Source organism: Skermanella mucosa, from assembly GCF_016765655.2.
Taxonomy (GTDB): Bacteria; Pseudomonadota; Alphaproteobacteria; order Azospirillales; family Azospirillaceae; genus Skermanella; species Skermanella mucosa.
The window spans coordinates 5,236,133-5,262,502 of sequence record NZ_CP086106.1 but is presented as its reverse complement, the minus strand read 5'-3'; the positions used below and the strand labels follow the sequence as shown (position 1 = coordinate 5,262,502).

Below are 26,370 nucleotides of genomic sequence, written 5' to 3'. Positions count from 1 at the left end.
TCAGCGCAGCTGGCTGGTGGTGTTCATCATCTGGTCGGTCGTGCTGATCACCTTCGAGTTCATCTCGTAGGCGCGCTGCGCGGTGATCAGGTTGGTGATCTCGGCCACGATGTTGACGTTGCTGGTCTCCAGGGCGCCCTGGACCAGCCGGCCGTAGCCGGGGGCCGAAGGGTTGCCGGGGACGGCGTCGCCTGACGCCGGGGTCGCCAGCAGCAGGTTGCTGCCGATCGCCTCCAGGCCGGCCTCGTTGGGGAACACGGCGAGCTGGATCTGGCCGACCACCTGGGGCTGGATCTGGCCGTCCAGCTTGACCTGGACCTCGCCGCTGCCGTTGACCGTGATGTCGACCGCGTCGGCCGGGACGACGATGCCCGGCTGCACGGTGTAGCCGTCCGCCGTCACCACGGTGCCCTCGGCGTTGATCTGGAACGAGCCGGCGCGGGTATAGGCGGTGTCGCCGTCGGGCAGGGTGATCTGGAAGTAGCCCTGGCCGTTCACCGCCAGGTCCAGCGCGTTGTCGGTGACCTGCAGGTTGCCCTGCTCGTTGATCCGGTAGACGGCGGCGGCCTTGACGCCCGCGCCGATCTGGACGCCCGAGGGGACGATCGTGCCGGCGTCCGACGAGGTCGAGCCGACCCGGCGCTGGTTCTGGTACAGCAGGTCCTGGAACTCGGCGCGCTGGCGCTTGAAGCCGGTCGTCGTCATGTTCGCGATGTTGTTCGAGATCGTCTCGACGTTCAGCTGCTGGGCCAGCATACCGGTGGTGCCGATGCTCAAGCTACGCATGGTGGGTTCCTCTTCCTCTCAGGGGTAGCCGGGGCTTCAGCTCAGCCGGGACAGCTTGGTGATGGCGTTGCGCTGCCGTTCGTGCTCGGCTTCGATCATCTTCTGGTTGACCGCGTACTGGCGCGAGATCTCGATCATCTGGGTCATCTCGACGACGGACTGGACGTTGGATTCCTCGACCGCGCCCTGCACGACCTTGGTCCCGGGGGCCGGCAGCGGCGGCTCGTCGGTGGTGAAGATCCCGCCGCCCAGCTCGGTCATGAACTGCTCGCGCTCGAAGCGGACCAGCTTGATGCGGCCGATCTGGCCCTGGTCGGACGAGACGGTGCCGTCCGCCGTGATGGTGATCGGACCGGAATTCTGCGGGACCGTCATCGGCAGGTCCTGCTCGTTCAGCACGGGCAGGCCGTTGGTGTCGACGATCTGGCGGTCCAGGTCGAGCTGCAGGCGGCCGTTGCGGGTGAACCGCTGGCCGTCGCGCGTCTCGACGGTCAGGTAGCCGTCGCCCTGCAGCGCCACGTCGAGAGGGTTGCCGGTCGAGCTGATCGGGCCGACCGCGGTGTTACGCAGGACGCCGTAGTCCTGCACCATGGAGACCTTCTCGACCGGAGTGGCCGCCGGCTTCGCCAGGTATTCCAGGAACATCATGCGCTGGTTCTTGTAGGCCGGCGTCATCATGTTGGCGAGGTTGTTGGCGACCACGTCCATCTGCCGGCGCAGCGCGTCCTGACGCGACAGGGCGATGTAGATGGGGTTTTCCATGTCCGACGCTCTCGATCCTGGTTGCTGGCCGGCGCCCTCCGCCGTGCCGCGATAACCTTTGCATCCCCCGTGCCAGAGCTGGAAACCGCGCGGATGCCGGGATTCCGCCGTCGGGAATGGTCTGGGGAAGGGATTGCCCGGCACAAATTGCCGGTGCCCGCCGAGGGTCGGGGCAAAGGGTGCCGGTAGCGGGCCCACGCCTGCCGGGCTGCCTGCCGGGCGCCGGGCCGAAGATCGCGGAGAATTATACTTAAAGGTTTCTGAACGCCAAACTGGTCCGCCGCTTGCAGAACTGCAGTGGCGCCTAATAATGCCGGGTAGCTTCAACGACTTGTTAACTATCCGCAGCTAAGTGTTTACCTAGTTTTTCGCACGCGCGGCGATCGCAGGGAGCCCAGTGATTATGGCGGGTGCAACGCACGAGGAAGATGAAGGGGCAGGCGGCGAAGCGCCGGCGCGCAAGAAGTTCAGCGGCAAGAAGCTTGTGCTGTTTGTCATCCTGCCGTTGCTTCTCATACTGGGCGGAGGGGCCGCCGCGTTCTTCGCCGGCGTCTTCAGCCCCGCCGAACCCGCCGCCGAGGAAGGCCACGGCGAGGCGGCGCCCGCCGACGACGGGCACGGCGCGCCGAAGGACGACGGCCATGGCGGCGGACATGGCGCGCCGGGGGCCGGCGGCGTGTTCTTCAACGTCCCGGACCTGGTGGTCAACCTGAACAGCACCGGACGCCGACCCAGCTTCCTCAAGATCAGCATCAGCATTGAGGTCGGCCGGCCGGAGGATATGCCGGAAATCGAGAAGGTCATGCCGCGCATCGTCGACAATTTCCAGGTCTACCTCCGCGAACTGCGGCTGGAGGACCTGCGCGGGTCGGCCGGGATCTATCGCCTGCGCGAGGAATTGCTGATGCGCGTCGGCGTCGCCGCCCAGCCGGTGCAGGTCAAGGACGTCCTGTTCCGCGAAATGCTGATCCAGTGAGCCGGGGGAGCGTGTCATGAGCGACCTTAAGCTGGACGGGCTGAGCGACGAGGAACGGCTGGCCGCCGAATGGGCGGCGCTGGCCGACGAGGGCAGCGACGGCGGCGGCGGCGACGCGGGGGGCGGAACCTCGACCCGCGTGCTCAACCAGGACGAGATCGACAGCCTCCTCGGCTTCGACAGCGACGGCTCGGGCGATGGCGACAATTCCGGCCTGATGGCGCTGGTCAACAGCGCGCTGGTCAATTACGAACGCCTGCCCATGCTGGAGGTGGTGTTCGACCGCCTCGTCCGCATGATGTCCACGTCGCTCCGCAACTTCACCTCCGACAACGTCGAGGTCAGCCTAGACCAGATCTCCTCGGTCCGGTTCGGCGACTATCTCAACTCCATCCCGCTGCCGGCCATGCTGTCCGTCTTCAAGGCGGAGGAATGGGACAATTACGGCCTGATGGTGGTGGACAGCGCGCTGATCTACTCCATCGTGGACGTGCTGCTGGGCGGACGGCGCGGCACCGCCGCGATGCGCATCGAGGGCCGTCCCTATACCACGATCGAGCGTAACCTGGTCGAGCGCATGGTCCATGTGGTGCTCAGCGACCTGTCCGCCGCCTTCGACCCGCTGTCGCCGGTGACCTTCCGGTTCGACCGGCTGGAGACGAACCCGCGCTTCGCGACCATCGCCCGGCCGGCCAACGCCGCCGTGCTGGCCAAGCTGCGCATCGACATGGAGGACCGCGGCGGCCGGCTGGAACTGCTGATCCCCTACGCGACGCTGGAACCGGTGCGCGAGCTCCTGCTGCAGATGTTCATGGGCGAGAAGTTCGGCCGTGACTCGATCTGGGAAACCCACCTGGCGAGCGAGCTGTGGATGACCGAGGTCCAGATCAGCGCCGTCCTCGACGAGATCACGGTGCAGCTCTACGACGTGCTGAACTGGAAGGTCGGCACCCGCATCCTGCTCAACGCCACGCCCGACGACACGATCGAACTGCGCTGCGGCGACGTACCCATGTTCGACGGCCGCATGGGCCGCAAGGGCGGCCATATCGCGGTCCGCATCGAGCGCGAGGCCCCGCGCGAGGAGGACACCCGGAGATGACCATCACGTTCCCCCTCATCCTGGACGTCCTCATCGTCGTCCTGCTGTCGGCGACCATCGGCTTCGCCATCGTGCTGAACCGCCGGCTGACCCGCCTGCGCGACAGCAAGGACGAGCTGGACGCCCTGGTCAAGGGCTTCGCCGACGCGGCCGGCCGGGCCGAGACCAGCGTCGCCGGCATGAAGGACACGGCGGCCAAGGTCGCCGAAACCCTTCAGAAGTCGATCGACCGGGCCCAGACCATGCGCGACGAGCTGCAGTTCATGATCGAGGCCGCCGACAGCCTGGCGAGCCGCCTGGAAGGCTCGGTCGGCAGCCACACGCTGCGCGCCGCGGCCGGCCCGGCCCCCGCCGCGATCAAGGCGGGGGCCATGCCGAAGCCGGCCGCCGCGACATCGCCGCAGGCCCAGGCCGGTCCCGCGCGGCCGGTCAAGGCCGAAGGACCCGCGCGCCGCGCGGCACCCCCGTCCGGCCCGTCCAACGGGGCGCAACACCCGGCGATGCTTCATGCCGCGCCCGCCGCCCATGCGGACCAGCCGGCACCCGCCCCATCCCCGGCGCCACCGCAGGAGGCCCGCTCGCGGGCCGAACGCGAACTCCTGCGCGCCCTCGAAAACCTGCGCTAACAGCGCACCAGATCCAGCGTCGAGCCGCACGCCATGTCCAAACCCAAACGTCCCGCCAAGCCTCCGGCTCCGGCCAAGCCCTCGAAGGCTCCCGCCCGATCGGCCGCCCCCGTCACGGCGCTGAGCCTGCCGTCCCGTTTCCGGCCGCGCCTGCTGCCGTTCACCATCTTCGTCGCGGTCCTGATGCTGGGCGTCAGGGTGGGCGACATCTGGCTGGCGATCGGCGGCGGGATGCGCGATCCGATCGCCGTCGTCCAGGCCCAGGAGCCTGCGGCCAAGCCCGGTGCCGCGCCGGCCCCGGCTTCCCCGGCGGCCGCTCCGCCGGCCCCGTCGCCGCAACCCGCCCTGGCGCCCATCCCGCCGTTGCGGACCATGACCGCCTCGACCGGCGAGAGCGACGGGCAGGGCTTCGGCAATGTCCAGGCCGAAGTATTCCAGCGGCTGACCGAGCGGCGGGAGGAAATGGACCGGCGCGCCCGCGAGCTCGACCAGCGCGAAGCCTTGCTGACCGCGGCGCAGCAACGGATCGACCAGAAGGTGGCCGAACTGACCGAACTGCGGACCAACATTGAGGGGCTGCTCCGCCAGGTCGACGAGAAGCAGGCCGCCCAGCTCGAAAGCCTGGTCAAGATCTACGAGACGATGAAGCCCAAGGACGCCGCCCGGATCTTCGAGGCGCTCGACATGCCAGTGCTGCTCAACGTGATGGAGCGCATGAAGGAGGCCAAGAGCGCCCCGATCCTCGCGGCGATGGATCCGTTGAAAGCCAAGGAGGTCACGGCATCCCTCGCCGACCGCAGCGCCCTGCCCACCATGCCTCAATAACGAGGCCCCCGAAGACCGGCCCCCCAAGACCGGACCCGCATGCCGGCCCAGCGAGGAAGAAGATGACCACCGCCCATATCGGCTCGACCCCGCCGCTCCACCAGCGCCTCGCGATGGCGCGCGACGAAATCCGGGAACCCTTCGCCCGGGAGGAGGTCGCCGAGATCGTGACCGCCGTGCTGACCTCCATGGAGGGCGACGTCTCCGCCGCCGACCTGAAGCTCTACGGCGAGCTGGAGGCGCTGGCGCGCTACATCCAGCATGCCAAGCGCGAGATCGCGGCGATCCGCCCGGACGACATCGGCAGCGAGCATATCGCGAGCGCCACCGACGAACTGGACGCCGTGGTCGGCGCCACCGAGGACGCGACCAACCGGATCATGGATTCCTGCGACGTGATCGGCGCCATCGCCAGCAAGGTCGATCCGGAGAACGGCGCCGCCCTGACCGCCGCCGTCACCGCCATCTTCGAAGCCTGCAACTTCCAGGACATTACCGGGCAGCGCATCACCAAGGTGGTCCGCACGCTCAAGCATATCGAGGGCAGGATCGACGTGCTGATCCAGGCCCTGGGCGACGAGGTCCAGAAAACCCACCGGAACGCCGCCGCGGCGGCCGACCCGGGCGACGAGTCCTCGCTGCTGAACGGTCCCCAGCTTCCGGGCAACGCGATCGATCAGAGCGAGATCGACAAGTTGCTCGCCAGCTTCGACTGAACCGACATGGCAACCCGGCTGGGCGCGGCACTCGGGGCCGCGATGCTGCTCGCCGCCGGGTTGACCGGGGGTCCCGATCCGGCCGCGGCTCAGCAGGCCGCTCCCGCGGGCTCCGGCCCGGCGGCCTCGGACACCGTGGTCCGGGTCCGCGCGGGCGTGCATCCCGACCGCAACCGGCTGGTGTTCGACTGGCCGGGAGCGGTCGACTATTCCATCGCCCGGCGGGGCGATACGGTCCAGATCACCTTCTCCAGGCCGGGGCAGGCCGACTTCTCGCGGCTTCAGCGGGTCCGCCTGCGCAACGTGCCGACGATCGGGCAGGCGGCCGTCGACGGTCGCCTGATCGTGCAGATCACCATACCGCCCGGCAGCGAGATCAAGGATTTCCGCACCGGGGCCGGCGGCGTGGCCCTCGACATCGTCGATCCCCCCCGCCGGGAAGCCGCCGCCCCCACGCCTCCGGTTCCCACGCCTCCGGTTCCCACGCTTGCGGCCCCCACGCCTGCGGTGGCGCCGGCCCCCACCCAGCCCGCCGCCCCGGCGCCGGCCAAAGCTCCGGCTGCGGCTCCGGTTCCGGCTGCGCCCGCTCCGGCCAGATCGGAACGGCCGTCGGCACCGCTGCCCCAGGCCCAGGCGGTGGCTCCGGCTACCCGCGCGGTGCCGGAGCCGCCGCCGCCCTCGGCCGCCCCGCTCCAGCCCGTGGCGGCGCAGCCGCTGTCCCCGGGCGGCGCCGAGACCTGGCGCGGCACCGTGACGGTGGAGGCGCAGGAACCCGCGGCGGCGGCCGTCTATGTCCGGGCGGGATATCTCTACGCCGTATTCGGACGGCCGCTGGACCTGGAGGGCCGGATCAAGGTGGATGCCCTGATCCCCGGGCTCGGAGGGCCGGAGACGGTGCCCATGCGGGGCGCCACCGCGTTCCGCATGGCGGTTCCCGACGGGCTGGAGCCGACCGTGGCGCGCGACGGCAATACCTGGCGCATCGCCCTGGCCCAGCGCGCCGCGACCCGGCCCGAAGGGCTGCCGGTCGATGCCCAGCGCGATTTCCCGCTCGGCGCCCGGCTGGTGGTCGGGGTGCCCGACGCCCGTCAGGTGGTCCAGATGAACGACCCGGTGGCGGGGGATCAGCTCCTGCTGGTGCCGCTGCCCAATCCCGGGCAGGCGGTGGCCGAGCCGCACGGGTTCGCCCAGCTCCGCCTGCTGCCGGCGGCGCAGGGCATCGTCGTCCAGCCGCTGGAGGACACGGTCGCGGTCCGGCCGATCCGCGACGGCGTGGAGGTGACCACCGCCGGCGGACTGATGCTGTCGCCGCCCGGCGACCTGGTCGGTGTCTCGCCGACCCGGCTGAGTGGACGGGGCAAGGAGGTGCAGTCTCCGACCGGGCTGTTCGATCTGGCGAAATGGAAGCGCGGCCCGAGCAACGAGTTCAACAGGCTGCGCCAGGAGGTCCAGCGGGCGGTCGTCACGGCGCCCGAGGCGGAGCGCGACCGGGCCCGCATGGATCTCGCGCATTTCTACTTCGCCCACGGCTATGCCGCGGAGAGCCTCGGCCTGCTGGGATTGCTCGCGGGCAACCAGCCCGACCTGGAAACCCGACCCGAGTTCCTGGCGCTGCGCGGTGCCGCGCGGCTGCTCTACGGCGACCCGCAATCGGCCGCCGACGACCTCGCCAACCCGGCGCTCGACGGGAAGGAGGAAGCGACCCTGTGGCGCGCCGCGGCGGCGGCGACGCGCGGCGACTGGCCGGCGGCGGCGCGCGACTTCGACCGCGTCCGCGCCAAGCTCGACGGCTACCCGGACCCGTTCTTCACCAAGCTGGCTGCGCTGGCGGTGGATGCGCGCGTCCGCACCGGCGACCGTGCCGGCGCCGCCCGCATGCTGGAAACCCTGGCGCGGCGGACCGGCGGCGAGTTCGAGAGGAAGCCGGCCGGGCAGTTCCGCCGCGCCCAGCTCCAGCAGCTCGCCGGTGACAAGGACGGCGCCGCGGCGTCCTTCAGGGCGGCCGCGGACGGTACCGACCGGCTGTACCGGACCCGCGCGGAACTGGCCCTGGTCGATATCGAACTGGAGCAGGGAAAGCTGACGCCGGCCGACGCGGCCGCGCGGCTGGAGCGCCTGCGCTTCGCCTGGCGCGGCGACGACCTTGAACTGGATATCCTGCAGCGCCTGGGCGAGACCTACATGAAGGCGAACAACTACGCCGAAGGGTTCAACACGATCCGGCAGGCCGTCGCCCTGTTCCCCGAAAGCCCGCGGGCGGCCGAACTGTCCCGCGGCCTGTCCGACAGCTTCGCCAACCTGTTCATCAAGGACGGCGCCGCGGCGCTTCCGCCGGTGGAGGCGCTGGGGCTGTACGACCAGTTCAAGGACCTTGCCCCCGAGGGGGCGCGCGGCGACCTGGTGGTCCGCATGCTGGCCGAGCGGATGGTCGAGATCGACCTGCTCGGGCGCGCCGGAGACCTGCTGCAGGCCCAGGTCGCGGGAAAGCTCCAGGGGGTGGAGAAGGGCGAGGTGGGTGCCCGGCTGGCCGAGATCCGGCTTCAGGACGGCAAGCCCGACGGGGCCTTGTCGGCGCTCGACCAGTCGGAGGTTCCCGACCTGTCCGCGGAGATGGTGGCCCGGCGGCGCGTGCTGCGCGCCCGCGCGCTGGCCGACCTGAAACGCTACGGCGAGGCGGTGGCGCTCCTGAAGGAGGACTCCAGCCAGTCGGCGGAGCTGATGCGGGTGGACATCGCATGGCGCGGCGCCCAGTGGATCGAGGCCGCGGCCGGCCTCGCCAAGGTGATCGGCCCGCCGCCGCCGGCCGGGACGCCGCTTTCCAAGGACAAGGCCGACCTGGTGCTGAACCAGGCGGTGGCCTTGTCCCTGGCCGGGGACGCCGCCGGGCTCGACCGCTTGCGCGGCCAGTTCACCGCGGCCATGGAGGGGACGCCGCACGCCGACACCTTCCGCGTGCTGGCCCGTCCGGGGCAGTCCGGCGGGCTGGTCGACCTGGCCTCGATCCAGTCACGGGTCAAGGAGGTCGGCACCTTCCAGAAGTTCCTCTCCGGCCGGCAGGGTGCGCAGGCGGTGAATTGACGGAACGGACGTCGTCCGGGTCCTGTTGAGTCTTCCCGACTGAACGAGATCCGGAGAAGCCGACCGTGTCAGACCATGATCAGAGCATCAGCGACCAGAACAGCAGGAACGACCAGACGGAGCGGCTGAGATTCCGCCCCGGCCAGGCGGTGCAGACCGATGCCAACGGCATCAAGGCCGGGCAGGCAGCCGGCCCGGGCAGCCCGACCGCCGCCGCATCGAGCAGCGGCGGTTCCGGCGACCATCTCGCCCCGGAGCACAAGGGCCTCAATCCGGTCGCCGACGGCACCGAGCGGGTGGCTGCCGCCGACGATGCCCAAGGCAAGGCGGCAGAAGGCGGTGACGGGGCGCGCGCGGAGCCCGCCACCTCCTGACCGCACTGTCTTGACCGCCCGGTCTTGACCTATGGGGCCGATCGGAAGGACCGGATCAGGACTTGCCGGACTTCCGGTCGATTTCCTCGACGGTGACGTCCTGGCGTCGGACGGTGCCGCTCACGGTGGCTTCACGCTCGCCCGACTGCTTGGTCAGCGCGACCTCCTCGACCACATGGGCCTGCTTGGAGACGACCGGCTTCTCCTTGATCTCGGTCATTTCCACCGTCCGGTCCTGGAACGCCTTGTCGGCTTCACCGGGCTTCAGGACGCGATCCGCCTTGGTGCGCTCGACATCGACGGTTTCCTCGTGCAGGGTCACCGACTCCTGGACCTCCCGCTCGCTGACCGAAACTTCCAGGCGCTTGCCGCCGGTCGTCCGGGTCTTGCCGACCTCCAACTCCTCCTCGATGACCTGGGCCTTCTCGGTTCCCGAGCCGCCGATCTTCTCCATCAGGGCCTCCGGGGTCAGGACCTCGAAGCGGCGCATGGTGCTCAGGGCTTCGTCGGCCTTGTCGTCGGTTGTTTCGGCGACGACAAGCGCGCCGCCCTTTTCGACTGCCTGGCCGTAGCTCTTGGCCCGGTCCTGCTCATAGCCGGCGTCGACCAGCCGGCTGGAAATCTCGGATACCGCGACGCCCTGCAGGATTTCTACCGCCTTCTTATCGAAGCCGGCCTTGGTCAGTTCGCCAAGAACCTTGCTGGCGACGTCGCGGCTCTCGAAGAGTCCGATGACGGAAGTGGTCATGTGAAATTTCCTTGCGATGGTTTGCTGTCATTGTCTGCGGTAGTGGTCTTGAGCGAGAGGATCAGCCGTCGGCCGGCTCATCTCGCACATGCAAACAAACATGCTGCACCGCACAGGGTTCCTGATTTTAATCGGGGCTGCCGAAGTTTTATTATTCGAATGCAATAAAGAGTGAGAATAATTTTAAGCCTCTTTCGAGAGAGAGCCTAAGTTCGCACTATGTGGAGTGATTAATCAGTAAGATAGAGGTTTTATTTTTCTGAAATATTTGCGCATCCAGAGGTGAATGCGCATTTTTCCGTATTCCGATCTAGTCATTGTTTGTGGAAGAACAGCGAGTTGCTCGCCCCGGGCCGACTCAGGGGGTGCTAGGAGATCGTCCCGAAGCTCTGCACCAGCGTGCCCGAGATCAGGTGCCAGCCGTCCACCAGGACGAAGAAGATGATCTTGAACGGCATGGCGACCGCGGCAGGCGGCAGCATCATCATGCCCATCGACATCAGGATCGAGGCCACCACCATGTCGATGATCAGGAACGGCAGGAACAGCAGGAAACCGATCTCGAAGCCCCGGCGCAGCTCGGAGATCATGAAGGCGGGGATCAGCACCTGGAGCGGGGTGTCCTCGGGCGCGCGGATCTCGCCGACCTTGGCGATGTCGGCGAACAGGATCAGGTCCGCCTCGCGCACATGCCGCATCATGAAGGTGTGGAACGGCTTCACCGACTGGTCGAACGCCTCCATCTCGTCGATCTCGTTGGCGATCAGGGGGGCGATGCCGTTCGTATAGGCCTCGTCCATGGTCGGAGCCATGATGAAGGCGGTCAGGAACAGGGCCAGGCTGATCATCACCGAGTTCGGCGGGGTCTGCTGGATGCCCATGGCGGTCCGCAGGAACGACAGCACCACGACGATCCGGACGAAGGCGGTCACCATGACCAGGATGCTGGGCGCGAGCGACAGCACCGTCAGCAGGGCGAAAAGCTGGATGATCTGCGACGTGCTGGACCCGCCGGCCCGGTTCAGGTCCAGGCTGAAGCTCTGGGCGAGGGCCGGGGTCGCCGCGAGCCATGCGCCCAGTCCCGCGGCGAGGGCCAGCCCCGCGACGACTGCTCCCGCGGGAATCCTCATCCTGAAGGGCGGCATCTTCATGGGCAGGTTCCTCATGGCACGGTGCCGCCGGCATCCGCCGCGGGCCGGATGCCGCTTTCCAGGACGAGGTCGGCGTTCATGCCGAGCAGCACCAGATGCTCGACGCCGTCGCGCCGGACCAGCACGAGTTTCCGGCGGGCGTCGATCTGCGTCACCTCGACGATGCCGAGCCGCCGTTCGCGGCCGGGGCGGGGCGCAGCGGCTCCGCCATAGCCGAACCGTCTCATGACCCAGGCCGCGACGACGATCAGGCCCAGCACGAAAACGAGGGCCAGGGCGAAGCGCAGATAGGTTTCCATCTCCATGTCGGCGGGTTCCAGGACTGTCGGGAAGCTATTCGCGGGTCGGGTCGCCCGGCGGCGGCGGTAGCGGCACCGGCTGGCGGCCATAGGCCAGCGAGGCGCGGTTGCGGGTCGCGACCCGTTCCAGCTCGATCGAGGTGTCGGCCTGGACCTTGTCGCAGGCGGCCGAGAGCATGTTGAGGTCTTCCACCAGGGTCAGCAGCCTGGGCAGCAGCGCCCGGGCCGCTTCCGGGGATCGGGTCTCCAGGGCGGCGCAGATGGCGGCGATCCGATCGTCCAGCCCGGCCAGATCGATCACGCCGCCGCCGCTCAACGCCACCTGCGCATCGGCCACCGCCAGCACGATCGCCTCCAGTTCCAGCTCGATCGCCTGGATATCCGCGGCATCCTGCTGGCTGGGGGCCGGTGGTTGCCCGGTCATGGCTGGCCTCCGCGGGGCGGCAGCTTGCCGTTGGCCCGATAGATGTAGGCGAGGATCTCGGCCACCGCGACCAGGGCGTCGGCAGGGATCTCCGAATCGAGCTGGACCACCGACAGCAGTTCGGCCAGGTCCGCGTCCTCGCGCACCTTCACGCCGGAAGCGAACGCCATTTCCAGGATCTGCTCCGCGACGTGCCCTTGTCCGCTGGCCACGACGCGCGGCAGCGACGGGCCGTCCAGTTCGTACTGGAGCGCCACGGCGATCGGGCGGCGCGGCTTGGCGGGCCGGCTGCGGGAATGACCGGCGTCTGAAGGGTCTGGATAGGCCACGGGGTCTCGACCGGGGTTTGCGACATTGCCCGCTCGGGCGGGACGATCGCCACCCTAATCCGGTCATGCTTAACCAAATCTGAAGGAGGGCAAGGCAATCTTGACCCGGCAGGAATTGCCGCAATGCCGGTCAGCGTCGGCGTGTCCCGCGACGATCCGCGGAATCCGGGCGCGTCCGGTGTTGGCTCGCAATTTGCTTTAGTGGTGGAAAGCGGCTTGGCGAAGGTTCGGGCAGGCCGCCGCGGCGCGGCGTTAACGACAAATTAACGCGCTGGGGCAATTCTGGAACCTTGCGTTGCAAAGGGTGGTGGCACCATGGATCTGGGCAATACGGGGCTCTTCAAGCTCATGAAGGGCAAGCTGGACTGGCTGACCGAGCGCCAGCAGGTGCTCGCCCAGAACATCGCCAATGCCGACACGCCGCGCTACCGCCCGAGCGACCTGACCGGGTTCACCTTCGACAACGCGCTGAGCCAGACCCGCCAGCTGGCGCCGCGTATGACGGCGGTCGGCCACATGTCCGGTTCGGTGGCGGTGCGCGGCAACGATGTCCGGGAGGACCGGCCGAAGAACAATTTCGAGGTCGCTCCGGACGGCAACGCCGTGGTGTTGGAGGAGCAGATGAGCAAGGTCGCCGACACCGGCATGACTTACCAGCTCGTCACGAACCTGTACCGCAAGCATGTCGGGCTGATGCGCACGGCCATCGGCCGCGGCGGCGTCTGACCGCTGACGTCCGACGCCTGAAGGAGGATACGAGATGGATCTGCGCGACAGCCTGAACGTCGCCGCCGCGGGCATGAAGGTCCAGGGGGCCCGCATCAAGGTGATCGCCGAGAACATGGCGAACGCCAACTCGACGGCCGAGACCCCCAACGACCTGCCGTACCGGCGCAAGGTAATCACCTTCGAGAACGCGCTGGACCGCCAGATGGGCGTCGAGACCGTGCGGGTGCGCAAGATCGACAAGGACCGCAGCGACTTCCAGAGGCGCTACGACCCGACCCACCCGAGCGCCAACGCCGAGGGCTACGTGCTGTTCCCCAACGTCAACACGCTGGTCGAGACCAACGACATGCGCGAGGCGCAGCGGAGCTACGAGGCCAACCTGAGCGTCATCGAGGCGTCCAAGACGCTGCTTATGCGCACCATCGAGATCCTGCGCGGCTGATCCGCCCTTGCCGGTCCGCCACTGATCACCTGACCTTGCCCGGAGCCTGAATCATGGTCGCCACCGTCGCCAACGCCGTCAACGCCTATGCCAAGATGGCCGCCACCGGCACCACGCCGGGCATGGCGCCGCGCGACGCTGGCCCGTCCTTCGCGACCTTCGTCCGGGAGGCGGCGGAGACCGGCATCGGCCAGCTTCACCGGAGCGAGCAGGTCAGCGCCGCCGCCGTCGTCGGCAAGGCCGACCTGACCGAGGTGATCACCGCGGTGACCAACGCCGAACTGACCCTGCAGACGGCGACCAGCGTGCGGGACAAGGTGGTGCAGGCCTACCAGGAAATCCTGCGGATGCCGATCTGAGCCTTCCCCGAAGCCGAAGCCGGTGCCTGGCCCATGAACGAGACCGACGTGATGGAGGTCGTCCGCGAATCGATCGTCGTGACGCTGAAGATCGGCGGCCCGATCATGATCCTGACGCTGGTCGTCGGGCTGGCGATCTCCCTGTTCCAGGCGCTGACGCAGATCCAGGAGATGACGCTGACCTTCGTTCCCAAGGTGGTCCTGGTGTTCGGCGCCCTGCTGCTGCTGATGCCATTCATGCTGTCGACCCTGATAACCTTCACCCAGCAGTTGGCCGACCGGATCATCGGCATGGGAGCCACATGATCCCATGCCGATGGAACTGCTGAGCCTGAACGAGGCGCTGACCGGACAGATCTACGCCTTCATGGTGATCTTCTCGCGGCTCGGCACCGCCTTCATGCTGCTGCCGGGCTTCGGCGACGCCTATGTTTCCGCCCGCATCCGGTTGCTCCTGGCGCTTGCCATCACCGTGGTGGTCCAGCCGATCCTGATGCCCATGCTGCCGCCGGTTCCCGCGGGCTCCCTGGGGATGACCGTGCTGATCGTGAAGGAGGGCTTCATCGGGGTCTTCCTCGGCACCATCACGCGGCTGCTGACGGCGGCGCTGGATACGGCCGGGACCCTGATCTCCATGCAGATCGGCCTGTCCAACGCCTTCATGTTCAATCCGGCGCTGGCGTCCCAGGGCACCCTGATCGGCGCCTACATGGGCTATATCGGCGTCGTCCTGCTGTTCGTCACCGACCTTGACCATCTCCTGATCCTCGCCGTGGTCGGGAGCTACGAGGTGTTCGTCCCCGGCGCCGCCCTGCCGATGGGCGACTTCGCCGAAATGACCACGAAGATGGTCGGACAGAGCTTCGCGATCGGCGCCCAGATGGCCGCACCCTTCCTGGCGGTCGGCATCATGTTCAACCTGGCTGTCGGCCTGCTCCAGAAGATGATGCCGCAGTTCCAGGCCTTCGCCGTGATCATGGGCGGGCAGGTCGCCCTTGGCCTGGCGCTGTTCGCGATCGTCATCTCGGCGACCATGCTGTTCTGGCTGCGGACGGTCCAGGACACCCTGATAGGATTGCTCGGCTGAGCCCGCCCCGGACATGCGGTCGTCCCGGTTTCGAAATGACCGGTGGCATGCCTTGGCTGCTCGGAGGTGCCGATGGCCGAGGAGGATGATGACGCCTCCAAAACGGAAGACCCGACCGGAAAAAAGCTGAGCGACGCCCGCGAGAAGGGCAACGTTCCGATGAGCCAGGAGGCCAAGAACTGGCTGATGCTGCTCGGCGGCTTGGTGGTGGTTTCCCTCGCCGCGCCGGCGTCGATCCGGAGGCTGAGCGACGCGCTGGTGGGCTTCTTCGAGCGGGCCGGCACCGAGCGGCTCGACCAGGGAATGATCGGCCTGATCCTGGCCGATACCGTGTTGACGGCCCTGCTGGCGATCCTGGTGCCGGTGATCATCATGGCGGCGGCCGGCGTGCTGGGCACGATTCTCCAGATCGGATGGCTGGTCACCGCCGAGAAGATGAAGCCGGATTTCACCAAGCTGAACCCGCTTCCCGCCTTCATGAGGCTGTTCTCGATGCAGAACAGCCTGGAACTGGTCAAGGGCTTCGTGAAGATGGCGGTGGTCGGCGTGGTGTGCGCGATCGTCCTGACGCCGGTGATCACCGGCGTCGAGCACTATGCCGGCATGCCCATGGACCTGCTGCTGGCCGAGACCCAGTACCTCGTGGTCAAGCTCTTCCTGTGGGTCACGATCATCATGCTCTTCGTGGCCATGGCCGACTTCTTCTATCAGCGGTTCGAGTACACCAAGAAGATGCGGATGACCAAGCATGACGTGAAGGAGGAGTTCAAGCAGCAGGAAGGCGACCCGATCGTCAAGGGACGCCTGCGCCAGTTGCGCTTCGACAAGGCGCGGCGGCGCATGATGCAGGCCGTCCCGCGCGCCGACGTGGTGGTGACCAACCCGACCCACTTCGCGGTCGCCCTGAAATACGACCAGTCGGCCATGGCGGCGCCGGTCGTGCTGGCCAAGGGCGCCGACGCCGTCGCCGCCAAGATCCGCGAGATCGCCCGGGAGCACGATATTCCGCTGGTCGAGAACCCGCCGCTGGCGCGCGCCCTCTATGCCGCCGTGGAAATCGACCAGGAGATTCCGCCGGAACATTACAAAGCCATGGCGGAGGTCATATCCTACGTGTTCAAGCTCAAAAATCGCTTCTCGGGACGGTAACCGTTCCTCGCGCGGAACGCATGCAGGTAGTAGGATCGATACGTAATCATTGGCATGGGGCAGCAGTGCAGGAGCAGGTTTCTTCATCCGCCCTCGACCTCGCGGGGCCGAGGCTGTCCGCCGGGGAGAAGCCGTCGCGCGACGGCGTCCTTACCCGGACCGCGTTCGTCGGGGCGGGCGGGCTGGCGGCGATCGGCGCCGCGGGGCTGGGCTTGGCGGCAGGGGGCATCGTGACCGATCCCGTGGCCCTGAGCGGCGGCATGTTCGTCCTGCTGGCCGCCGGCGGCGCCGTGCTGGCGAGGCGGATCTCGTCGCTCCAGGCGTCGGGCCGGGGGCAGGCCGACGTCGAGCGGGCGATGCTGGCCAGCGCCTTCCAGGCCGGTGCCGTGGGGCGCATGATCTCCGGCCGTGACGGCCGCGTCGTGCAGGTCAACGCCGCCTTCCGCCATCTGGCCGGCGCGGCCGGCAAGGACCCGCTCGAATCGCTCCGGCTCCGTTTCGATCAGGCTCCGGACATGGCCTCCCGCTTCCGCGGGCTGGTCGAGGCGGCGCTGCGCGGCGACGGGGCCTCCGCCGAATTGTCCCTCGGGCCGGGCCGCTCCTGGCTCCTGGTCCGGGTGATGCCGCTGGCCGATGCGGACCCGGCCGGGGTCGGCCCCGGCTCTGGGGAGAAGCTGGTCAAGTGGGTGGTGGAGGACATCACCGAACGCAAGCGGGCCGAACAGCAGTTGCGTGACGAACAGGCGAACCTGTCCGATTTCATGGGCAGTGCGCCGATCGGCTTCTATTCGGTCGACCAGGACGGCCGCTTCCTGTACGCCAACGCCACCCTGGCCGAATGGCTCGGCTGCACGCCGGCCGACCTGGTCGGCGGTTCGGTCAGGCTGCACGATGTCCTGGCCGAACCGCCGCCAAGCCCGTCGGCGGCCCACAGCCCGTTCGCCGGTGCCGAGAGCGGCGGCGACGTGACCATGAAGGGTCTCGGGGGGCGGCGGTTCCAGGCCTCGGTCGTCCAGACCGTGGTGGCGTCGGGCGATGGCCGGTCGCTGCGGACCCGCTCCGTGGTGCGGGACCTGACGCCCGAGCGGGAATGGCGCGAGGCGCTGCACCTTTCGGAACAGCGCTTCCAGAGCTTCTTCGAGGAGGCGCCGATCGGCATCGCCCTGATCGACGAGGGCGGCAGGCTGGCGGAATGCAACCAGGCTTTCCTGACCATGGTCGGCCGTCCGCTGCGCAGCATCATGGGATGCCCCCTGGCCGAACTGTTCAGCGCGGGCGAGCGGTCCACGGTGGTCGCCCGCCTGGAGCAGATCAAGTCCGGTTCCGATATGATCGCTCCTTTCGAGGTGAACCTGCGCGCCCTGGGCCGGGACAAGAAGATGGCGCAGCTCTATGCCCGCCGGATGGCCGGCGGGTCGGGCAATGGATCGGCCAATGGATCAGGGAGCGGGGATGCCGGGGCGGGTTCCGGCTCCGGAATGATCCTGCACTTCATCGACCTGACCGAGCAGAAGAGCCTGGAGGCGCAGTTCGCCCAGAGCCAGAAGATGCAGGCGATCGGCCAGCTCGCGGGCGGCGTGGCCCACGACTTCAACAACCTCCTGACGGCGATGATCGGCTTCTGCGACCTGCTGCTGCTCCGGCACAAGCCGGGCGACCAGTCGTTCAGCGACATCATGCAGATCAAGCAGAACGCCAACAGGGCGGCCAACCTGGTGCGCCAGCTGCTGGCCTTCTCGCGCCAGCAGACGCTGCAGCCGCGCGTGCTCAATATCACCGACGTGCTGGCCGAGCTGTCGAACCTGCTGCGCCGGCTGATCGGCGAGAACATCGAGCTGAAGATGACCCATGGCCGCGACCTGGGCCTGATCAAGGTCGACCAGGGCCAGCTCGAACAGGTCATCATCAATCTCGCCGTCAACGCCCGCGACGCCATGTCGGGTGGCGGACGGCTGACCATACAGACCAGCAACGTCTCGACCGACGGCCCGACCCGCCGCGAGCACGAGGAGATGCCTCCCGGCGAGTATGTCGCGATCGAGGTGTCGGACACCGGTATCGGGATTCCCAAGGAAAACCTCGCCCGCATCTTCGAGCCGTTCTTCTCCACCAAGGAGGTCGGTTCCGGCACCGGCCTCGGCCTGTCCACCGTGTACGGCATCGTGCGCCAGACCGGCGGCTTCATCTTCGTCGACAGCGCCCCGGGGGAGGGCGCCAAGTTCACCATATACCTGCCGCGCCACCAGTCGGCCAAGGCCGCCGGCGCCACGGCCGAAGCCGAGAGCGAGGCCCGGGAGCGGTCGGCCGGGGACTTGACCGGGACCGGGACCATCCTGCTGGTCGAGGACGAGGACGCCGTGCGCGTGTTCAGCGCCCGGGCGCTCCGCAACAAGGGTTATCAGGTGCTCGAGGCCCGCAGCGGCGAAGCGGCGCTCAGCCTGCTGAACTCCGAGTCGAACCGTGTCGACCTGCTGGTCAGCGACGTGGTGATGCCCCACATGGACGGACCCACCCTGATCCGGCACGTCCGCGACAAACGGCCGGAGATGAAGGTGATCTTCATCTCCGGCTATACCGAGGACAAGTTCCGCGACCAGATCGACGCCGGCGAGCATATCCATTTCCTGCCCAAGCCGTTCAGCCTCAAGCAGCTCGCCGGCAAGGTGAAGGAGGTCCTGCGCGACGGGTGACGCGGGCCGCGGCGGTCTCCACATAACGGGTTCCTCCGTACGGCTGCGGAACGGGGGACAGGTGGTTTGTTCCCTCTATGTTCCGATTGCCCCTTGGCAGAAGAGAACGAAAAGAGTACATTCTCTTCACGTTGCACTCCTGCCGACCGTATGAGAGAAGAGGGGCCCCAGCATGTCGTCCGCACCCTTGCGTTTGGTTGAAAGTCCCATGGATAAGCAAAAGGCACTAGACGCGGCCCTCGGTCAGATCGAACGCGCGTTCGGCAAGGGCTCCATCATGAAGCTCGGTGCCCGCGAAGTTCCGACGGAGGCCGAGGTCGTCTCGACCGGTTCGCTCGGCCTCGACATCGCGCTCGGCATCGGCGGCCTGCCGCGCGGCCGCATCGTCGAGATCTACGGCCCGGAAAGCTCGGGCAAGACGACCCTGGCGCTCCATGCCATCGCCCAGGCCCAGAAGAACGGCGGCACCTGCGCCTTCGTCGATGCCGAGCACGCACTCGATCCCGGCTATGCCCGCAAGCTGGGCGTCGACGTGGACGAGCTCCTGATCTCGCAGCCCGACGCCGGCGAGCAGGCGCTCGAGATCACCGACACGCTGGTTCGCTCGGGTGCCATCGACGTGCTGGTGGTCGACAGCGTCGCGGCCCTGGTGCCCCGTGCCGAGCTGGAAGGCGAGATGGGCGACAGCCACGTCGGCCTGCACGCCCGGCTGATGAGCCAGGCGCTCCGCAAGCTGACCGGCTCGATCTCCAAGTCGCACACCACCGTCATCTTCATCAACCAGATCCGGTTGAAGATCGGCGTCATGTTCGGCAACCCGGAAACCACGACCGGCGGCAACGCGCTGAAGTTCTACGCCTCGGTCCGCCTCGACATCCGCCGCATCGGTGCGATCAAGGACCGGGAGAACGTGGTCGGCAACCAGACCCGCGTGAAGGTGGTCAAGAACAAGATGGCCCCGCCGTTCCGGGTGGTCGAGTTCGACATCATGTACGGCGAGGGCGTGTCCAAGGTGGGCGAGCTGCTCGACCTCGGCGTCCAGGCCAACGTGGTCGAGAAGTCGGGTTCCTGGTTCAGCTACGAGGGCCAGCGCATCGGCCAGGGCCGCGAGAACGCCAAGAACTTCCTGCGCCAGAACACCGAGGTGGCCGACTCCATCGAGGCCAAGATCCGCGCCAACGCCGGCCTGGTGGCCAACGCCATGATGGGAACGCCGGAAGCCGACGGCGAGGCCAGCAGCCCGGACTGATCGGTCCGCCGTCATATCCTGCACCGGAAAAGCCGCGCGGACCTTCGGGACCGCGCGGCTTTTCCGTTTGGGCATTGCCCGGGGCTTCCCCCGGGGCTTCCGCAGCATCGGTGGACATCGGCCCCGCCGGCACGGTACAAGCAGGGGAAACCCGTGTCGGCCGAAACCTTTGAACAGAAGACGGGCCGCACCATACCTGCGTCCTGGGAACCGAGCGCCATCATGCAGACCGCCAACGACATCCGCGCCACCTTCCTGAACTATTTCGCCAGCCAAGGGCACCAGATCGTGGACTCCAGCCCGCTGGTGCCGCGCAACGACCCGACGCTGATGTTCACCAACGCCGGCATGGTGCAGTTCAAGAACGTCTTCACCGGGGCCGAGGCGCGCCCCTATTCCCGGGCGACCACCAGCCAGAAATGCGTGCGCGCGGGCGGCAAGCACAACGACCTGGACAATGTCGGCTACACCGCCCGGCACCATACCTTTTTCGAGATGCTCGGCAATTTCTCGTTCGGCGACTACTTCAAGGATGGCGCCATCGAGCATGCCTGGAACCTGATCACGAAGGAGTACGGGCTTCCGGCGGACAAGCTGCTGGTCACCGTCCACTCCTCCGACGAAGAGGCGGCCGCCCTGTGGCGGAAGATCGCCGGCCTGGACGACGGCAGGATCATCCGCATTCCGACCGACGACAATTTCTGGCGCATGGGCGACACCGGCCCGTGCGGCCCCTGCTCCGAGATCTTCTATGACCACGGCCCGGCGGTGGCCGGCGGCCCGCCGGGCAGCGCCGACCAGGACGGCGACCGTTTCATCGAGATCTGGAACCTCGTGTTCATGCAGTACGAGCAGGTGACGCCCGACCGTCGGATCGACCTGCCCAAGCCCTCGATCGACACCGGCATGGGCCTGGAGCGGCTGGCGGCGGTGCTCCAGGGCAAGCACGACAATTACGACATCGACCTGCTGCGCACGCTGATCCTGGCCTCGGCCGACGCCACCAAGGTCGCGGCCGACGGCCCGCACGCGGTCTCCCACCGGGTCATCGCCGACCATCTGCGCTCGACCTCGTTCCTGATCGCCGACGGCGTCCTGCCGTCCAACGAGGGGCGCGGCTACGTCCTGCGCCGGATCATGCGCCGCGCCATGCGGCACGCGCACATCATCGGCTGCAAGGAGCCCCTGATGTACCGGCTGGTCCCGGCGCTGGTCCAGCTGATGGGCACGCATTATCCGGAACTGGTGCGGGCGCAGCCGCTGATCACCGAGACCCTGAAGCTGGAGGAGACCCGGTTCAAGCAGACGCTGGAGCGCGGCCTCCGCCTGCTGGACGAGGAGACCGCCGGCATTCCCGAAGGCGGATCGCTGCCCGGCGAGGTCGCGTTCAAGCTCTACGACACCTTCGGCTTCCCGGTCGACCTGACCCAGGACGTGCTGCGCGGCCGCAACCGCACGGTGGACATCGACGGCTTCAACCAGGCCATGGGCCGGCAGAAGGCGGAAGCGCGCAAGGCCTGGGCCGGTTCCGGCGAGGCCGCGACCGAGACCCTGTGGTTCGAGCTGCGCGACGAGCTGGGCGCCACCGAGTTCCTGGGCTACGACACCGAGGTGGCCGAGGGCAAGGTGCTGGCCCTGATCGTCGACGGCAAGCGGGTTGAGAAGGCCGAGGCCGGGGCCGACGTCCAGGTGATCGTCAACCAGACCCCCTTCTACGGCGAGTCTGGCGGCCAGGTCGGCGACAGCGGCGTGATGTTCACGGCCGACGGCGCCGAGGTGCCGGTCTACGACACGCAGAAGAAGCTGGGCGCGCTGTGGGTCCATCAGGCCAAGGTCGCCAAGGGCGCGGTCTCGGTCGGCGACGTGGTCGAGCTGCGGGTCGATACCGCCCGGCGCGCCGCGATCCGGGCGAACCATTCCGCGACCCACCTGCTGCACGAGGCGTTGCGCCGCCGGCTGGGCGAGCACGTCACCCAGAAGGGCTCGCTGGTGGCGCCGGAACGCCTGCGCTTCGACATCAGCCAGCCGGTGGGATTGACCGCCGAGGACATCGCCGTGGTCGAGGCGGAGGTCAACCGGCGGGTCCTGGGCAACAGCGACGTGGTGACGCGCTTGATGAGCCCGCAGGAAGCGGTCGAGCTGGGTGCCATGGCTCTGTTCGGCGAGAAGTACGGCGACGAGGTCCGGGTCGTCTCCATGGGCGGGCGCGATCCCGACGCCAACAAGGAGTTCTCGATCGAGCTGTGCGGCGGCACCCATGTCCGCCGCACCGGCGACATCGGCCTGTTCAAGATCGTCGGCGAGGGCGCGGTGGCCGCCGGCGTCCGCCGCGTGGAGGCGCTGACCGGCGCCGGCGCCGCGGCCTACCTCAACGAGCAGGAGCACCTGCTCCAGCAGACGGCCGCGGCCCTGAAGGCAACGCCGGCCGAGGTGCCCTCCCGCGTCGCGTCGCTGGTCGAGGAGCGCCGCCGGCTGGAGCGGGAGCTTGCCGACCTTCGCCGACAGGTCGCCATGGGCGGCGGAGCCGGCCCTGCCGGCGGCGGCGAGAAGGAGGTCGCCGGCGTCAAGTTCGCCGCGCGCGTGCTCGACGGCATGCCCGCCAAGGACCTGAAGCCGATGGCCGACGAGATGAAGAAACAGGTCGGCTCCGGCGTGATCGCGCTGGTCGCGGTCAATGACGGCAAGGCGTCGCTGGTGGTCGCGGTGACCGAGGACCTGACCGGCCGCTTCAGCGCGGTCGAGCTGGTCAAGGCCGGTGCTGCGGCGGTCGGCGGCAAGGGCGGCGGCGGCCGCCCCGACATGGCTCAGGCCGGCGGACCCGACGGCGCCAACGCCGGTGACGCCGTGGCGGCGATAGAGCAGGCCATGGCGGGAGCTGCCTGAGATGACCTCTCCTGAATCGAAGAAGTTCACCGGCACCGACAACTATGTCGCCACCGAGGACCTGCGGGTGGCGGTCAACGCCGCGGTGGCGTTGCAGCGCCCGCTGCTGGTCAAGGGCGAGCCCGGCACCGGCAAGACGATCCTGGCGGAGGAGATTGCGCGGGCGCTGGGCCGGCCGCTGATCCAGTGGCACATCAAGTCCACCACCAAGGCTCAGCAGGGCCTGTACGAGTACGACGCGGTCAGCCGCCTGCGCGACAGCCAGCTGGGCGACGAGCGGGTCCGCGACATCGCCAACTACATCGTCAAGGGCAAGCTGTGGGAGGCGTTCGACGCTCCGGAGGCGCCGGTGCTGCTGATCGACGAGATCGACAAGGCGGATATCGAGTTCCCCAACGACCTGCTGCTCGAACTGGACCGGATGGAGTTCTTCGTCTACGAGACCCGGCAGGTGGTGAAGGCGCATCGGCGGCCGGTCGTGATCATCACCTCCAACAACGAGAAGGAACTGCCGGACGCCTTCCTGCGCCGCTGCTTCTTCCACTATATCCGCTTTCCCGACCCCGAGACGATGACGCGCATCGTCGAAGTCCATTATCCCGGCCTGAAGGGCGACCTGCTGCGGGAAGCGCTCACCCTGTTCTACGAAGTCCGCGAGACCCCCGGCCTCAAGAAGAAGCCCAGCACCTCTGAGCTGCTGGACTGGATCAAGCTGCTGATGGTCGAGGACGTGTCGCCGGAAACCCTGCGCACCCGCGACGCCAAGAAGCTGATCCCGCCGCTCCACGGCGCCCTGCTGAAGAACGAGCAGGACGTCCACCTGTTCGAGCGCCTGGCCTTTCTCAGCCGGCGCGAACGGGGAGGCGGCTGAAGGGATAGGTTATACCTCGAAACTTCGTAACGAATGCGGTCGTAACGGTTAAACTCCGGGAGTGAGTGCCCTGGGAAGATGCCTGCGACATGGAAAAGCCGGATGAAGCGCTTGTGATTCTCAATCGGCTTGAGCCGATGCTTTCCACCATCCTGGAACAGTAGGAACGCATTCTTTCGGAACAGAAGCGTATGTCTGCGGAACTGGTCCGTCTGTCAGCGGAACAGGACCGCATGAGCCAGGAGTTGATGCGCGTCGGGCAGGAGCAGGTCCGGATGTCCGACACCTTGGTCCGGCTGGAAGCCCGTATGACCTCGGCTGAGGATCGCTTGCGGCGGATCGAGGAACTCCTGGACGTGGCGGAGTTGCGCAGCCGGGTCAAGGAGATCAGCCGCCGAATTCCCACCAGCCTCGCCTATGTGCCGCCTCCCGCCCGCAAGGATCCGGGAAAATAAGGGCGGAATCATCGGGCTGAAACATGGCACTATGCGGTTTCGACGATTTCAGCCCGAAGTTCACCGACGAGCCATGTTCACGAATTTCTTCTACGAGCTGCGCAAGGCGCAGGTGCCGGTATCCCTGAAGGAGTACCTGGCGCTGATGGAGGCGATGCGCCAGGGCATCGCCGACTACAGCGTCGAGGACTTCTACTATCTCTCCCGCACCTGCCTCGTGAAGGACGAGCGCAACCTCGACAAGTTCGACCAGGTGTTCGGCCACGTCTTCAAGGGGCTGGAGAGCACGGGCGACGGGGCCGATCCGGTCACCTCCGAGATCCCCGAGGAGTGGCTGCGCAAGCTCGCCGAAAAATACCTCACCGAGGAGGAGAAGCGGCAGATCCAGTCGCTCGGCGGCTGGGACAAGCTGATGGAGACGCTGGCCCAGCGCTTGGCGGAGCAGAAGGAGCGTCACCAGGGCGGCTCCAAATGGATCGGGACGGCCGGCACATCGCCGTTCGGCGCCTACGGCTACAATCCGGAGGGCATCCGCATCGGACAGGAGGGCAGCCGCCATCGCCGGGCCGTCAAGGTGTGGGACAAGCGCGAGTTCAGGAACCTGGACGACACGGTCGAACTGGGCACCCGCAACATCAAGGTGGCGCTGCGCCGCCTGCGCAAGTTCGCCCGCGAGGGCGCCGCGGAGGAACTGGACCTCCCCGACACGATCCGCTCCACTGCCCGCAATGCCGGCACGCTCGACCTGAAGATGGTCCGGGAGCGGCACAACAGCGTCAAGGTGCTGCTGTTCCTCGACATCGGCGGCTCCATGGACGACCATATCCGGATCTGCGAGGAGCTTTTCTCGGCCGCCCGGGGCGAGTTCAAGCACCTGGAATACTTCTACTTCCACAATTGCGTCTACGAGGGCGTCTGGCGGGACAATCGCCGCCGCCACGCCGAACGCACTTCCACCTGGGACGTGCTGCATACCTATGGGGCGGACTACAAGCTGGTCTTCGTCGGCGACGCCGCGATGAGCCCGTACGAGATCGTCTATCCCGGCGGCAGCGTCGAGCACTGGAACGAGGAAGCCGGGCAGGTCTGGCTCCAGCGCCTGCTCAACACCTACAGTCGCTCCATCTGGCTCAACCCGGCACCCGAAGCCTATTGGGGCTATACGGAGAGCACCCGGATCCTGCAGCGGCTTATGGGCGGGCGTATGTATCCCCTGACCCTCGACGGGCTGGATGCCGGGATGCGTGAGCTGAACCGCTGACCGGAAGGACGGCGCCTCCCGTGGCCGTCCGATCGAGGCCCTGCGGAGTGGCTCCGAAGTCACGGTGCATTATCGTTTTCATGTCCGGCAGCCGCCGGAAATAGAAAGGGCAGTTCATGTAATTGCCTCGAAAGTTACCCTATTGTCAGTTCGACCCCGCGCATGGATGCCTGTGCACCAGACCCCGGATTTCGGTATTCCATTGGAATGATTGGCATGTGTCCGGTTTCTCTGCTGTATCGGAACAGAATGGTCATTCCGTCGCCTATGGCTTTCGACTTGATGAGGGACGTCGTTTAAACGAATGGTTTACCACTTTTGCATATAAATGTAACAGCAACCCCCTAGGCATCGGCGGGCTTATCTGGTAGCCTTCCACCGCGTCGGCACTAGATATAGGTTTTTATGGAAAGCGGCACGCCATATGCGGCCCGCCATACTCCTGTCGGCAACAAATAATAGGGACCCGGATGAGTGGAGACAGCGGCATGAGTTGGACTGACGAACGGGTAGAGCGCCTGAAGCAACTCTGGGGCCAGGGAATGAGCGCGAGCGAGATCGCGGACACCCTGGGTGATGTCACGCGCAACGCCGTGATCGGCAAGGCCCACCGCCTTGGATTGTCAGGACGGCCGTCACCGATCAAGAAGAAGCCGTCGCGCGGCGCCACGATCCTCGCCCTGACTGAACGCATGTGCAAATGGCCGGTTGGCGATCCCAAGCACGCGGATTTCCATTTCTGTGGCAAGACCGCTCAGCCCGGCATGCCCTATTGCGCGGAGCACGCGGCCATCGCCTACCAGCCCAGCTCGAAGAAGCGCGATGAGGAACGCGAGCGCAAAGTCGGCGCCGCCTGATCCGATCTCCGCGAAACGGCCGAACGGCCCGCCGGCTTCCCGCCGGCGGGCTTTTTTTTAGGCGCGAACCGGGCGCCAGCCATCGGGCAACATCGGGCAACGAAAAAAGGGGCGCCTGACGGCACCCCTTTCTCCTGTCGGG

27 protein-coding genes are annotated in these 26,370 nt (G+C 67.4%); 20 read left to right on the top strand and 7 right to left on the bottom strand.

What is annotated here, in order from left to right; translation table 11 throughout:
* Both flgG and flgF read right to left on the bottom strand, forming a co-directional pair.
* On the bottom strand, window positions 1-786 hold the full coding sequence (gene flgG, locus JL100_RS24390; RefSeq protein ID WP_202684131.1) for a flagellar basal-body rod protein FlgG: 786 nt from the start codon (window positions 784-786) through the stop codon (window positions 1-3).
* A gap of 36 nt (window positions 787-822) precedes the next feature.
* Window positions 823-1,548, bottom strand: coding sequence for a flagellar basal-body rod protein FlgF (flgF, locus tag JL100_RS24385; RefSeq protein ID WP_202684130.1), 726 nt, complete (start codon window positions 1,546-1,548; stop codon window positions 823-825).
* Between the two features lie 403 nt (window positions 1,549-1,951).
* Between flgF and JL100_RS24380 the strand changes: the two genes are divergently transcribed.
* From JL100_RS24380 to JL100_RS24350, 7 genes are all read left to right on the top strand, one after another.
* The gene (locus tag JL100_RS24380; protein WP_202684129.1) at window positions 1,952-2,524 is read left to right on the top strand and encodes a flagellar basal body-associated FliL family protein; all 573 of its coding nucleotides are present in this window, start codon (window positions 1,952-1,954) and stop codon (window positions 2,522-2,524) included.
* 16 nt (window positions 2,525-2,540) lie between these two features.
* On the top strand, window positions 2,541-3,626 hold the full coding sequence (gene fliM / locus JL100_RS24375) for a flagellar motor switch protein FliM (protein ID WP_202684128.1): 1,086 nt from the start codon (window positions 2,541-2,543) through the stop codon (window positions 3,624-3,626).
* A complete protein-coding gene (locus JL100_RS24370; protein WP_202684127.1) occupies window positions 3,623-4,252 on the top strand; it encodes a DUF6468 domain-containing protein in 630 nt (209 codons plus the stop codon). The genes fliM and JL100_RS24370 overlap by 4 nt, the downstream gene beginning before the upstream one ends.
* Before the next feature lie 33 nt (window positions 4,253-4,285).
* A complete protein-coding gene (locus JL100_RS24365) occupies window positions 4,286-5,077 on the top strand; it encodes a MotE family protein (RefSeq protein WP_202684126.1) in 792 nt (263 codons plus the stop codon).
* A 62-nt stretch (window positions 5,078-5,139) separates the two neighbouring features.
* Window positions 5,140-5,793: a protein phosphatase CheZ gene (locus JL100_RS24360; protein WP_202684125.1), complete on the top strand. Its 654-nt coding sequence runs from the start codon at window positions 5,140-5,142 to the stop codon at window positions 5,791-5,793.
* A 6-nt stretch (window positions 5,794-5,799) separates the two neighbouring features.
* Window positions 5,800-8,871: a tetratricopeptide repeat protein gene (locus tag JL100_RS24355; protein WP_202684124.1), complete on the top strand. Its 3,072-nt coding sequence runs from the start codon at window positions 5,800-5,802 to the stop codon at window positions 8,869-8,871.
* 65 nt (window positions 8,872-8,936) lie between these two features.
* Window positions 8,937-9,245, top strand: coding sequence for a hypothetical protein (locus tag JL100_RS24350; RefSeq protein WP_202684123.1), 309 nt, complete (start codon window positions 8,937-8,939; stop codon window positions 9,243-9,245).
* 55 nt (window positions 9,246-9,300) lie between these two features.
* On the opposite strand, the gene JL100_RS24345 is transcribed toward JL100_RS24350, so the two are convergent.
* The 5 genes from JL100_RS24345 to JL100_RS24325 all read right to left on the bottom strand — a co-directional run bounded on the left by JL100_RS24345 (window position 9,301) and on the right by JL100_RS24325 (window position 12,196).
* Window positions 9,301-9,993, bottom strand: coding sequence for a YsnF/AvaK domain-containing protein (locus JL100_RS24345; protein ID WP_202684122.1), 693 nt, complete (start codon window positions 9,991-9,993; stop codon window positions 9,301-9,303).
* Between the two features lie 368 nt (window positions 9,994-10,361).
* Window positions 10,362-11,144: a flagellar type III secretion system pore protein FliP gene (fliP, locus tag JL100_RS24340; protein WP_228420879.1), complete on the bottom strand. Its 783-nt coding sequence runs from the start codon at window positions 11,142-11,144 to the stop codon at window positions 10,362-10,364.
* Window positions 11,145-11,155: 11 nt separating this feature from the next.
* Complete coding sequence (locus tag JL100_RS24335; RefSeq protein WP_202684121.1) at window positions 11,156-11,449, bottom strand: FliO/MopB family protein; 294 nt, start codon at window positions 11,447-11,449, stop codon at window positions 11,156-11,158.
* 28 nt (window positions 11,450-11,477) lie between these two features.
* Window positions 11,478-11,867 carry a hypothetical protein gene (locus JL100_RS24330; protein ID WP_202684120.1) on the bottom strand — a complete coding sequence of 130 codons (390 nt, stop codon included), beginning with the start codon at window positions 11,865-11,867 and terminating at the stop codon, window positions 11,478-11,480.
* Window positions 11,864-12,196 carry an EscU/YscU/HrcU family type III secretion system export apparatus switch protein gene (locus JL100_RS24325; protein WP_228420878.1) on the bottom strand — a complete coding sequence of 111 codons (333 nt, stop codon included), beginning with the start codon at window positions 12,194-12,196 and terminating at the stop codon, window positions 11,864-11,866. The genes JL100_RS24330 and JL100_RS24325 overlap by 4 nt, the downstream gene beginning before the upstream one ends.
* A 315-nt stretch (window positions 12,197-12,511) precedes the next feature.
* On the opposite strand from JL100_RS24325, the gene flgB reads away from it, so the two are divergent.
* From flgB to JL100_RS24260, 13 genes are all read left to right on the top strand, one after another.
* Window positions 12,512-12,922, top strand: a complete 411-nt coding sequence (gene flgB, locus JL100_RS24320; RefSeq protein ID WP_202684119.1) for a flagellar basal body rod protein FlgB — start codon at window positions 12,512-12,514, stop codon at window positions 12,920-12,922.
* A 34-nt stretch (window positions 12,923-12,956) separates the two neighbouring features.
* On the top strand, window positions 12,957-13,367 hold the full coding sequence (flgC, locus tag JL100_RS24315; RefSeq protein WP_201074202.1) for a flagellar basal body rod protein FlgC: 411 nt from the start codon (window positions 12,957-12,959) through the stop codon (window positions 13,365-13,367).
* A gap of 53 nt (window positions 13,368-13,420) precedes the next feature.
* A complete protein-coding gene (locus JL100_RS24310; protein ID WP_158047125.1) occupies window positions 13,421-13,726 on the top strand; it encodes a flagellar hook-basal body complex protein FliE in 306 nt (101 codons plus the stop codon).
* Window positions 13,727-13,759: 33 nt separating this feature from the next.
* Window positions 13,760-14,032 carry a flagellar biosynthesis protein FliQ gene (gene fliQ, locus JL100_RS24305; RefSeq protein ID WP_202684118.1) on the top strand — a complete coding sequence of 91 codons (273 nt, stop codon included), beginning with the start codon at window positions 13,760-13,762 and terminating at the stop codon, window positions 14,030-14,032.
* Between the two features lie 4 nt (window positions 14,033-14,036).
* The gene (locus JL100_RS24300; RefSeq protein WP_228420877.1) at window positions 14,037-14,813 is read left to right on the top strand and encodes a flagellar biosynthetic protein FliR; all 777 of its coding nucleotides are present in this window, start codon (window positions 14,037-14,039) and stop codon (window positions 14,811-14,813) included.
* Window positions 14,814-14,885: 72 nt separating this feature from the next.
* A complete protein-coding gene (gene flhB / locus JL100_RS24295; RefSeq protein WP_202684117.1) occupies window positions 14,886-15,962 on the top strand; it encodes a flagellar biosynthesis protein FlhB in 1,077 nt (358 codons plus the stop codon).
* Window positions 15,963-16,027: 65 nt separating this feature from the next.
* Window positions 16,028-18,652 carry a hybrid sensor histidine kinase/response regulator gene (locus JL100_RS24290; RefSeq protein WP_228420876.1) on the top strand — a complete coding sequence of 875 codons (2,625 nt, stop codon included), beginning with the start codon at window positions 16,028-16,030 and terminating at the stop codon, window positions 18,650-18,652.
* A gap of 172 nt (window positions 18,653-18,824) precedes the next feature.
* Complete coding sequence (recA, locus tag JL100_RS24285) at window positions 18,825-19,901, top strand: recombinase RecA (protein ID WP_202684116.1); 1,077 nt, start codon at window positions 18,825-18,827, stop codon at window positions 19,899-19,901.
* Between the two features lie 222 nt (window positions 19,902-20,123).
* Window positions 20,124-22,784, top strand: coding sequence for an alanine--tRNA ligase (gene alaS / locus JL100_RS24280; protein WP_202684115.1), 2,661 nt, complete (start codon window positions 20,124-20,126; stop codon window positions 22,782-22,784).
* Between the two features lies 1 nt (window position 22,785).
* Window positions 22,786-23,655 carry an AAA family ATPase gene (locus tag JL100_RS24275; RefSeq protein WP_202684114.1) on the top strand — a complete coding sequence of 290 codons (870 nt, stop codon included), beginning with the start codon at window positions 22,786-22,788 and terminating at the stop codon, window positions 23,653-23,655.
* 233 nt (window positions 23,656-23,888) lie between these two features.
* On the top strand, window positions 23,889-24,110 hold the full coding sequence (locus JL100_RS24270) for a hypothetical protein (protein WP_202684113.1): 222 nt from the start codon (window positions 23,889-23,891) through the stop codon (window positions 24,108-24,110).
* A gap of 73 nt (window positions 24,111-24,183) precedes the next feature.
* Complete coding sequence (locus JL100_RS24265; RefSeq protein WP_202684112.1) at window positions 24,184-25,371, top strand: vWA domain-containing protein; 1,188 nt, start codon at window positions 24,184-24,186, stop codon at window positions 25,369-25,371.
* A 488-nt stretch (window positions 25,372-25,859) separates the two neighbouring features.
* Window positions 25,860-26,228, top strand: a complete 369-nt coding sequence (locus JL100_RS24260; RefSeq protein ID WP_202684111.1) for a GcrA family cell cycle regulator — start codon at window positions 25,860-25,862, stop codon at window positions 26,226-26,228.
* Window positions 26,229-26,370 lie beyond the last annotated feature (142 nt).

Excerpts from the sequence above, each read along its gene's own strand:
- JL100_RS24360 (WP_202684125.1), top strand. The coding sequence starts at position 5,140 with ATGACCACCGCCCATATCGGCTCGACCCCGCCGCTCCACCAGCGCCTC.
- JL100_RS24275 (WP_202684114.1), top strand. The coding sequence starts at position 22,786 with ATGACCTCTCCTGAATCGAAGAAGTTCACCGGCACCGACAACTATGTC.
- JL100_RS24270 (WP_202684113.1), top strand. The coding sequence starts at position 23,889 with ATGAGCCAGGAGTTGATGCGCGTCGGGCAGGAGCAGGTCCGGATGTCC.
- JL100_RS24355 (WP_202684124.1), top strand. The coding sequence starts at position 5,800 with ATGGCAACCCGGCTGGGCGCGGCACTCGGGGCCGCGATGCTGCTCGCC.
- fliQ (WP_202684118.1), top strand. The coding sequence starts at position 13,760 with ATGAACGAGACCGACGTGATGGAGGTCGTCCGCGAATCGATCGTCGTG.
- JL100_RS24365 (WP_202684126.1), top strand. The coding sequence starts at position 4,286 with ATGTCCAAACCCAAACGTCCCGCCAAGCCTCCGGCTCCGGCCAAGCCC.
- flhB (WP_202684117.1), top strand. The coding sequence starts at position 14,886 with ATGGCCGAGGAGGATGATGACGCCTCCAAAACGGAAGACCCGACCGGA.
- fliP (WP_228420879.1), bottom strand. The coding sequence starts at position 11,144 with ATGAAGATGCCGCCCTTCAGGATGAGGATTCCCGCGGGAGCAGTCGTC.
- flgF (WP_202684130.1), bottom strand. The coding sequence starts at position 1,548 with ATGGAAAACCCCATCTACATCGCCCTGTCGCGTCAGGACGCGCTGCGC.
- JL100_RS24265 (WP_202684112.1), top strand. The coding sequence starts at position 24,184 with ATGTTCACGAATTTCTTCTACGAGCTGCGCAAGGCGCAGGTGCCGGTA.
- JL100_RS24345 (WP_202684122.1), bottom strand. The coding sequence starts at position 9,993 with ATGACCACTTCCGTCATCGGACTCTTCGAGAGCCGCGACGTCGCCAGC.
- JL100_RS24335 (WP_202684121.1), bottom strand. The coding sequence starts at position 11,449 with ATGGAGATGGAAACCTATCTGCGCTTCGCCCTGGCCCTCGTTTTCGTG.
- JL100_RS24310 (WP_158047125.1), top strand. The coding sequence starts at position 13,421 with ATGGTCGCCACCGTCGCCAACGCCGTCAACGCCTATGCCAAGATGGCC.
- flgB (WP_202684119.1), top strand. The coding sequence starts at position 12,512 with ATGGATCTGGGCAATACGGGGCTCTTCAAGCTCATGAAGGGCAAGCTG.
- JL100_RS24380 (WP_202684129.1), top strand. The coding sequence starts at position 1,952 with ATGGCGGGTGCAACGCACGAGGAAGATGAAGGGGCAGGCGGCGAAGCG.
- fliM (WP_202684128.1), top strand. The coding sequence starts at position 2,541 with ATGAGCGACCTTAAGCTGGACGGGCTGAGCGACGAGGAACGGCTGGCC.
- JL100_RS24330 (WP_202684120.1), bottom strand. The coding sequence starts at position 11,867 with ATGACCGGGCAACCACCGGCCCCCAGCCAGCAGGATGCCGCGGATATC.
- recA (WP_202684116.1), top strand. The coding sequence starts at position 18,825 with ATGTCGTCCGCACCCTTGCGTTTGGTTGAAAGTCCCATGGATAAGCAA.
- JL100_RS24370 (WP_202684127.1), top strand. The coding sequence starts at position 3,623 with ATGACCATCACGTTCCCCCTCATCCTGGACGTCCTCATCGTCGTCCTG.
- flgG (WP_202684131.1), bottom strand. The coding sequence starts at position 786 with ATGCGTAGCTTGAGCATCGGCACCACCGGTATGCTGGCCCAGCAGCTG.
- JL100_RS24260 (WP_202684111.1), top strand. The coding sequence starts at position 25,860 with ATGAGTTGGACTGACGAACGGGTAGAGCGCCTGAAGCAACTCTGGGGC.
- alaS (WP_202684115.1), top strand. The coding sequence starts at position 20,124 with ATGCAGACCGCCAACGACATCCGCGCCACCTTCCTGAACTATTTCGCC.
- JL100_RS24300 (WP_228420877.1), top strand. The coding sequence starts at position 14,037 with ATGCCGATGGAACTGCTGAGCCTGAACGAGGCGCTGACCGGACAGATC.
- flgC (WP_201074202.1), top strand. The coding sequence starts at position 12,957 with ATGGATCTGCGCGACAGCCTGAACGTCGCCGCCGCGGGCATGAAGGTC.